We start from the raw sequence: 8,257 nt of genomic DNA, 5'->3' as shown, positions 1-8,257 counted from the left end.
TTTTATCGTGCACACTAGCTAATTTAGGATGATTACATTTACGTCAAGGAGCTTAACTACACAGAGGCTTTGATTGTTTTCGGAGATGTCTGCTGATTAAGCAACGCCTTTTTTACTCATGCCATAATTCTCAATGTCTTCCCACCCTTGCGCTCCGGCGATGATAGCAAAAATTGCGATCGCTAGCATATCGGTGAGTTGATGTTTCTTAGTTCGCTCGACTCTGGGGTCTTTAATATCTGCAAAATGTGCGACTAAACGGGCGTTGAATATCTTGAATCTCTGCTACTTCCCGAAGCGGTAGTTGAGGAAGAGAGCTTTTTTTGGCAGAGGTAGATTTGCTCTCAAAACCCTGAGACATAAAGTGTATTCCTAAATATTTTATGGGGTGGCATTGCTGTCATCTCACTTATTTGACTCATTATCAAGTACAATTTATACCAAATTAGATGAGCTTACCCTGACTAAAAACCTCCATTACTTAAACACAGAAGAAATATTTTTTGACTTTTAATTTCCAAAAGGGGTAACTTTTTCGGCTCCTTGACTAGGCTTGGCGATGTATATGCCTGCCAAAACTATAGAAAAAGCTAACCAGTTCAGAGGACTTAACTGTTCTGAAAAGATTATCCAAGCAAGTATAGCAGTAATCACCGGATCGAGCAGCAAGAACACGGCAACGAACCCAGAAGAAAATCCTTTGAGGTTATAAGCCTGAAGACTTTGACCCAAAACTTGGCAGACCAAGGCTTGGGCAATTATTGTTAACCAGCCAGCCCAGGAATAGGGAAAAAGCACATCTTCCGTTAGCAGAACGATGGGGAAAGTTAACAGTGCCCCGCAGCAGGAACACCACAAAAGTATGGTTGTTGCTGAAAACTTGGCTCGAAGTTTTTCTACAGTTAGCAGATTGGCTGCAGAAAAGACAGCAGATAGTAGGGCAAGCGAGTCACCTGTAAAGTTATCACTCGCTACCTGCAAATCGCCCAGTCCAATTAAGATTGATCCGCTGATGGCGATTACCATGCCAATGAGGAATCTGCCCTCAAAACATTGACTGAGAAACAGCCATCCCATCAGAGTCGTGAACAGCGGGGTTACGTTATGCAGCAGATTAGAGTTAGCCACACTTGTCTGGGTGAGTGACCAAGCCCAGGTTATTAATGTGCCTGAGAAAAAACAACTCATTACTAGCAACAAGACTACATCGCTGACTGTGTAATGCTCCTTTTCGAGCAGGGAGTCGTGGGAGTGTCTTTCCCTAAAGGTCTCGAACACCTTCCCTAATCCTAAAATGATAGTGGCTACCCAGAAGCGATTGAATACGGTCGCAACCGGACCCAGTTCCCGTTCGCTCAATCTGATGAAGATGGCGGCAAAGGATAAGGCAAGGATCGCCAGAAATAATGAAGTTAGTCCGATACTACCTTGGAGTCGCTGCGCGATCGCACCTGGTGTCTGCTCTATCTGTTGCTGTGATGGTTTCAGTTCAATTGTCATCTTCACTTCTCAAAGTAGTACCTGCGCCACCATTGGGGTGGCGCAAGCTAATAGCATTACTCTTGCATTCCCGCATATAGGAGTCGGACAAATAAGCGGACACCATCATCATTTTTTAATGTTGAATAAGAGGGAGCTTTACTGTTACCGATCGCACGCAAATCCGAGAGCAGTTCTGGATGAAATTGGCAAGTAAACGATCGTCTAATTTTCTTAGTTTCAAAGTCTTTGTAATTAATGCAGGTTGCCGAACATTCGGTAACTATTTCACCATCTTCCTCTGCTGTTGAACAAAGAATTTCAATGGCGTCGGGCAGTTGTATTAGCCAACTCAGAGAGCTACCAGCTATGATGTGCCGATAGGGAACAATAGCGTCATGAATACTGCGGAAAGCCCAGTTGGCAAACAATATTGCTTCTTCGTTGACTTCATCGGAATGAAACATCGAAATTGACACTCTTGCCTCATATTGAATTGTTGTGTCAATCACGCCTTCATGGCTGTCGGCTGTGACATCATGAGCATGAATAATTTCCCAAGGAATACCTAAAGCATCGCCGTCGGGAGACTGATAAGGCAACAACACACGATCGCCTACTTCTTTTAATTCATTGCGCGTCACGGCAAAATGCTCGTCATTCCAGCCTGTAGCAACAACTCGTCCATCACGCTTTTTGACTTCGAGTGTCTTGCCCATTGCTTCGATGCGCTGGCAGACTTCTTGCAACGATCTGAGTGCTTTGCTCTCCTTATCGCGTTCTAAAGATGTCATATTGAGGACTTGTTTGACTGCACGCCGGATGAGTCGGATGTGACATTCAGCAGCTAACTGGTGTCCTACACAGATAAATATTGCCGGGGCACTAGTGGGCGATCGCGAGATCAATAATTTTTCCACTAATGCAAACATATCCTCTCGCGGACAGGCCGGACTTGTCCAGGTAGAGGCATCGTATGTCGATGGATGGCCACCTTCGACTACCACTGCATAACCAGAGTTAATTGCCGGAACAACTATTTCTGGAGCGAGGACTCCTGTTGACCAAACAGGTAGTAATACTGAGTCCATATCGGCGACTTTCTGAGCAATGTAGGCGACATTTTTGGAAGCCCGAACATCTTCGCCATTAGCGTTAACGCCTACGTGTTCCCAAGGTTCGATAATAGTAATACAGTTGCGCAACAAATTGGGATGCAACAGTAGAAACTCCAAGTCGGACTGTGAATTAATCACTTTTTCTAAAGGCTTGGCGTGTCCCCACTCAAAAATGCCGTCGCTGGCAAATAGTTCTTTTTCCAAAAGCGGGTCTTCTGAAGTTCTATCGGCTAAAAAACGACCTAACAAAATATGCGCCGATTCAAAATTAGATCTGCCTTCGTGCAAGTAGCCAGGAGTTAGTCGCCAGTGGGCTGTGGTGGTTGTATATTGTTGAACTTTGATAGATTGTATGCTCATAATTTATCTCCTTCTGTCGTTAGAAAACTTAAGCTTGTACTCACAGTAACTGCACAAAGTCTGTATACTCAACAAGCTATTTTCTAAGTTAGGAAATAATTTAGATTAACTTTATATACCCCCTCTCAGACCAAAGTTCATCGATCCGTATTCTTGCAACTATTGTACATTGTACATCGATCATGCCATCAAGTTTCATCCTCAGCTAAAGTAATCAGTCCATCATCTAAACTGAGATTTAACTGCTTATCCAAACTCGGTATTAAATCAATACCAAAGCTTTGATTTTTATCTTGGGTTCTGGCACTAATTATTACCCCAATACACAATTCATTACGGTTTTGTGCAGCTAATACACAACAGCAAAAGTCAGCTTGCTAATCTGTTCTGGGGGAAAGTAAAGCGATATTGGCTTGAGATAAAGTTCGCTACCTTCCGATGAAAACAAATCACGATAGATTGACATTATATCCGGCTCTTGGGATACCTGGGATAAAATTTTTGATACAAATTGATCCGTGAGGAGAAAGTCTTTTACCCGGCTTTGATTACCAAGCTTGATTTTGAGAGAATTTTTTCATTTTGCTTGTCAAATTTATCACTTATCCTTTGTTGATTTATCAACTTATGTTTTGAGTTTATGTTCGTCGAATTTTACCATACTTATAAAAATTAAGTAATTAAAATATGGCTGAGTCTGGGAACGAGAAACGAGAAAATGGAAGCCGTCCGGGGTCTGATAATATCAAATCCGGTTAATCAGCCACACAAGGAAGTGGGCAGGGGATATGAGGCATGGCGCATGAGGTATCAGGGAAGTCAGTGCAATTAGCCGGATTTGATATGACCCCTGATTCGCTAACATCATCTTACAAGAGAAGGGGAGTGTGGAGAATGCGACCAGAGGTCTACTTAAATTCACATCTTGCACCAATCTCAAGAACTGGCTTTCCGGCCTGTTCCACAAAAGATGAATTTTCTTGTGGGGCGGCAGGATGCCCATCCTGGAAAGACTTATTGACAATGATGCAAGATGTCAGTTTAAACCGATTGTGTCAGGTGAGGCAAAGAATGTGATTTTTATGCAAGTTCCACGAATACGGTGCTGCAGGCAAACTCCTCCTCCGGCGAAAAGTATGGAGCTTTATCAACCAGCGTAAGGTCAAAACGGTATGTCTCGTGAAGGAATTTGCCGCTGATGAGAGCCGATTCCAAATCCTTGATGTATTCTTCGGCGATCGTGCAAGCCTCCTTAATACGTTTGCGATCGCGAAGGTTTAACAGCTTCTGCAATGTTGCTCTCACCCCTACCTAGCGTGAAGCTGCCTTGAGAATATTGACCGACATTCTCACAATCAATTAGACAAATATGACTGACGCAAATGCCAGACGAGCTCACGCCGCATTTCACTGAGAATCCGCTGTCCCCGTTCACAATGTTCCAACTTGATGTCATCGACATAGAACCGCACCAGCGTGTCTCGCGTGTAATCTCCCTTCAGGTCATTGATCCAGATTTTGGGGTCTTGCCATTCATTGCGTGAACTCTTGAAGTTTTCTCGCAACCATTCGCGAAAGCGTTCTACCAAATCGTCTAATCGCGTGTCTAACCCTTTGGGATTACTAATTGCCCAGAACAGCTTGTTGACTTTGATCTTCAACAAATCAATTTTCTGTTCCCACTCTTGTTTCAACGTTTGCTGGTCTTCTTGAAATAGGTCAGGGTCTTTCAACCAGTACAGGTACCAACGGCGTATCAGCCCAATCAACGTACTCTCGGATACTGTTCCCGTAGCTTCACTGAGCAAGCGTCTGCGACGGTCATGTCGATCGGACTTTTTTGATTCCAGTCCAATCTTTTGACAAAGTTCCAGATAGTATGCTTGCACTGTTCGCCGCTCCTCTACATCTAATCCACCCCTTTCTAATTGGGAGATCAGATCGGCTAGGTGCGCCAAACCCATTTCAATCTCAGCTAGTACAGTATTCACCTCAGACTCAGCTAACAAGCGTTGCCGTCCCGCCTCTCGCTTCTGTTGCGCTTTTACCCCAGGTATAGAGCAACCATAAAACTCGTCAACTAATTCTAACTTCTTGTGTATTTCGCCCATAGTATCCGGGTGCGCCAGCACGACTTTTTCCATCATTGAGATGGCTAGAGCCGGGGCAACATCTGCTTTGATGGGAATGGAGATCGTGTAGTAGTAATGATTGGTCGGACGGCTGAGGTTAATAATTTCCTGCCCTTCAAACGCGGCATTGGGGATGTAAATCTGTGAGTGCGTGTCAATGAGATACAGTTCGGTTAATCGCAGCCCAATGTGTTTGATCACGCCTCTTCTACCGTTGGCTAGCTCAATCACATCCCCAAAGCGAAACGGTGTATCGATGAGCAAGACTAACCCACTGAAGAAGTTTGCCAGAATGTCTTTTAGCGCAAACCCCAAGATAAAACTGATTCCTCCGATGGCAACTAACAAACCTTGGATGTCAACACCGAATGCCTGGAGAAACAGCAGTCCACCCACTAAGTAAACAATTAAAGGGAGAACATTTTGTAGTATCGGAGTGAGAACATCATCCCACATTGCCTCCGATCGTGCGGCATACTGCCTAAAAGCATAGGTCACAACCTCGGTGAGCAATTGAACCGCCCAAAAGGCGGCGACAAGGACAAGAAAAGCGGTCAAGCCTCGTTGGAACCAACTAATGTAAATTGTAGGAGTGACAAATAGCGTCTGCAATGCCAGCTTGAAACCGATCGCGAACACAATGAGTGTCAGCGGCGTTTGTGAGACGTTGAGTGCAACTAACACCAGGTCGGAGGTAAATTGACGGAAAACCCTCCGCAAAATACCAAACAGTAGGTAGAGAACAATAACGACAACACCAAGAATGCCGAAGTTAAGCAAAAATGCACCCCATCCTTGAGCAGGCAAAATAGCTAACAGAAACGTAGAACAGCCGATCGTCGTCATTTGGAAACCGGCTCCACAGATCCGTAAAGTATGTAAAAAATAGTGCTTGACATAGTATTAGATAGGTGTTAATTAATGAAAGGGACGATCTTTCAAAAATAGAAATGTAAAAAAACTAAAACCAGCATTTAGCTCCTGGATTTGCTAGAGAAGACTTCTCGATCGCCACGAAGCACAGTTGCTTCACAGCCAATCATAACTTTTTCTGTTTTATAGTTGTTTCACCCCTAATGAATGAATCCAATAAAACGACGATGGCGATCGCCTCATTATTTGTCGGTGTAGTCGCCCTATCTTTTGGCTCTATCTTCATTAGATGGAGTGAATCTGAACTAAGTCCCAATGCTACAATATTTAATCGCTTTTGGCTAGGTAGTGTCGTCTTCGGGCTGTGGCAAGGATACAAGGCGATACGTCAGAGACTTTCTGGTGACAAACCCGTTCAACAGCATTCATACACCAGTCAGGAGCTTTTGCTATTGCTGGGTGCTGGGACTTTTTTTGCTGCCACCTTAGCCTTTGTAGCTTGGTCGCTGACTCAAACCAGCGTCGCTATCTCGACAATCCTACATAATCTCACCCCGATCTTTACCAGCTTAGGAGCGTGGTTGTTATTCGGTCAAGGCTTTAACCGCCAATTTCTGATTGGGATGGTCGTCGCCATTGGGGGAGCGATCGCCATTGAAATCGAGCAAATACAAATGGCTGCTGGTGAGGTAACAGGAGGCATAGCTGCCATCCTTTCTGCGGTTTTCATGGGTGCATATCTGCTGGTGGTAGAACAACTGAGAACCAAATTTGACCCCATCACAATTCAGTTGTGGGTTTGTGCGATCGCTACCCTATCCATCTTGCCGATGCTTGTGTTCGCTCAAGAGCGGGTTTTTCCTTCTTCACTGAATGGATGGCTGTTCGTCATTTTTTTCGCCCTCGTCTGCCAAGTTTTAGGTCAAGGACTTTTAACCTATAGCGTTGGTGGCTTGTCCTCAGTGGTTGTCTCCTTAGTACATTTGTTAGAGCCAGTATTTAGCAGCATTTTGGCTTGGGCAATATTTTGGGAAAAGTTAAGTTTCTCGAATTGGGTAGGTTTTGCCCTAGTTCTCATCGGTCTATACCTAGCCGTATCTAGCCAAGCTGTTGTTCGTCTCCCACAAAATCGGCTAGAGAGCGGTTAGTCACCATTACTGTTTGTTTCAACGGTAAGCAAGTGAAAAAGACTTGGCTCAAAAAATCAGCACAACTCGATGTCAACACATTTGCTAAAAAGTATGACAGCCAAACAGGAATTAGCACAGCAACCGTCGTCCAGAACACCTGCTTGGCTCGCAACTGCTTCATTATTTGCCAGCCTGATCCCGCTATCTTTAGCACCAATCCTCGTCAAACTGTGCGAACGAGAAATAGGTTCAAATGCCGTAGCATTCCATCGCGGCTGGATCGCTGCCATCGTCTTTGGCTTGTTGAGCGGAATTGAGGCTTTTGACCGCCAAAAATCCGATCGCCAACCCGTAGAACAGAAGCCTTTTACGAGACGAGAATTCGGGCTATTGGTAGCATTGGGAACTTTCGGAGCGACCTACTTCCTGCTGTGGTCTTTGTCGCTGACTCAAACCAACGTTGCCAACGTTACGTTATTTTGTGGTTTGAACCCACTCTTTGTCGGTTTGGGGGGGTGGTTGTTATTAGGTAGGCGCTACAATAGCAGATTCATCATTGGCATGGTCCTGGCAGTGGCGGGAGCGATCGCTATGGGATTGGATGACGTGCAGTTCGCCACCAACCAAGTACAAGGCAATGCCGTCGCCTTGCTATCGGGGATTTGTTTTGCTGCGTATCTGATACTGCTAGAACTGCTGCGAGAACGATTTACCACGGCAACCTTATTGCTGTGGCGCTGCGCCTTCACGACTATGTTTGCGTTTCCCGTCCTCGCACTCGCCGAAGAAACATTGTTTCCCCATTCCTGGATGGGGTGGTTTTTCGTAATTTTGCAAGCCATCTTGTGCCAAGTGTTGGGTCAAGGACTTTTGGCTTACAGCCTCAGCAGGCTGTCGTCAGGGTTCGTCGCCGTCACGCTGCTTTTCGAGCCAGTCCTTGCCTCAATCTTGGCTTGGGTAATTTTTTCTGAACGCTTGGGTTTCTTTGACTTGATGGCGTTTGTCGTGATTTTATGCGGTATCTATGTAGCTCAATCGAGTCAATCTGCCGTTAAAGAAACCCGCGAATTAGCGTAAGTAGGTCGGCGGGGAAATTTACAAGTATGTAACAAAACATTAAGTAGGGTGACGGGACTTAAATTTAATACGTTGTGTACTGTAGTTT

General features: G+C 44.9%; 6 protein-coding genes and 1 pseudogene. 2 read left to right on the top strand and 5 right to left on the bottom strand.

Features of this window, described 5'->3' with window-relative positions; translation table 11 throughout:
* Positions 1 to 108: 108 nt before the first annotated feature.
* From E5S67_RS33775 to E5S67_RS30005, 5 genes and pseudogenes are all read right to left on the bottom strand, one after another.
* Positions 109 to 273, bottom strand: a pseudogene (locus E5S67_RS33775) (transposase family protein); the annotation flags it as partial.
* Positions 274 to 510: 237 nt separating this feature from the next.
* Positions 511 to 1,500: a DMT family transporter gene (locus tag E5S67_RS30020; RefSeq protein ID WP_172192846.1), complete on the bottom strand. Its 990-nt coding sequence runs from the start codon at positions 1,498 to 1,500 to the stop codon at positions 511 to 513.
* A 56-nt stretch (positions 1,501 to 1,556) separates the two neighbouring features.
* Entirely contained in the window at positions 1,557 to 2,957 is a 1,401-nt protein-coding gene (locus E5S67_RS30015; RefSeq protein ID WP_172192844.1) for a hypothetical protein, read from the bottom strand.
* A gap of 1,080 nt (positions 2,958 to 4,037) precedes the next feature.
* The gene (locus E5S67_RS30010) at positions 4,038 to 4,262 is read right to left on the bottom strand and encodes a hypothetical protein (RefSeq protein WP_172192842.1); all 225 of its coding nucleotides are present in this window, start codon (positions 4,260 to 4,262) and stop codon (positions 4,038 to 4,040) included.
* A 50-nt stretch (positions 4,263 to 4,312) separates the two neighbouring features.
* Positions 4,313 to 5,935, bottom strand: coding sequence for a mechanosensitive ion channel family protein (locus tag E5S67_RS30005; RefSeq protein ID WP_172192840.1), 1,623 nt, complete (start codon positions 5,933 to 5,935; stop codon positions 4,313 to 4,315).
* A gap of 230 nt (positions 5,936 to 6,165) precedes the next feature.
* On the opposite strand from E5S67_RS30005, the gene E5S67_RS30000 reads away from it, so the two are divergent.
* Together E5S67_RS30000 and E5S67_RS29995 are read left to right on the top strand one after the other, a co-directional pair.
* Complete coding sequence (locus tag E5S67_RS30000; RefSeq protein ID WP_172192838.1) at positions 6,166 to 7,110, top strand: DMT family transporter; 945 nt, start codon at positions 6,166 to 6,168, stop codon at positions 7,108 to 7,110.
* A gap of 93 nt (positions 7,111 to 7,203) precedes the next feature.
* On the top strand, positions 7,204 to 8,169 hold the full coding sequence (locus E5S67_RS29995; RefSeq protein WP_246277052.1) for a DMT family transporter: 966 nt from the start codon (positions 7,204 to 7,206) through the stop codon (positions 8,167 to 8,169).
* Positions 8,170 to 8,257 lie beyond the last annotated feature (88 nt).

The organism is Microcoleus asticus IPMA8 (assembly GCF_013179805.1).
Classification (GTDB): Bacteria; Cyanobacteriota; Cyanobacteriia; order Cyanobacteriales; family Microcoleaceae; genus Microcoleus; species Microcoleus asticus.
This window is presented reverse-complemented; position numbering and strand designations above follow the sequence as displayed.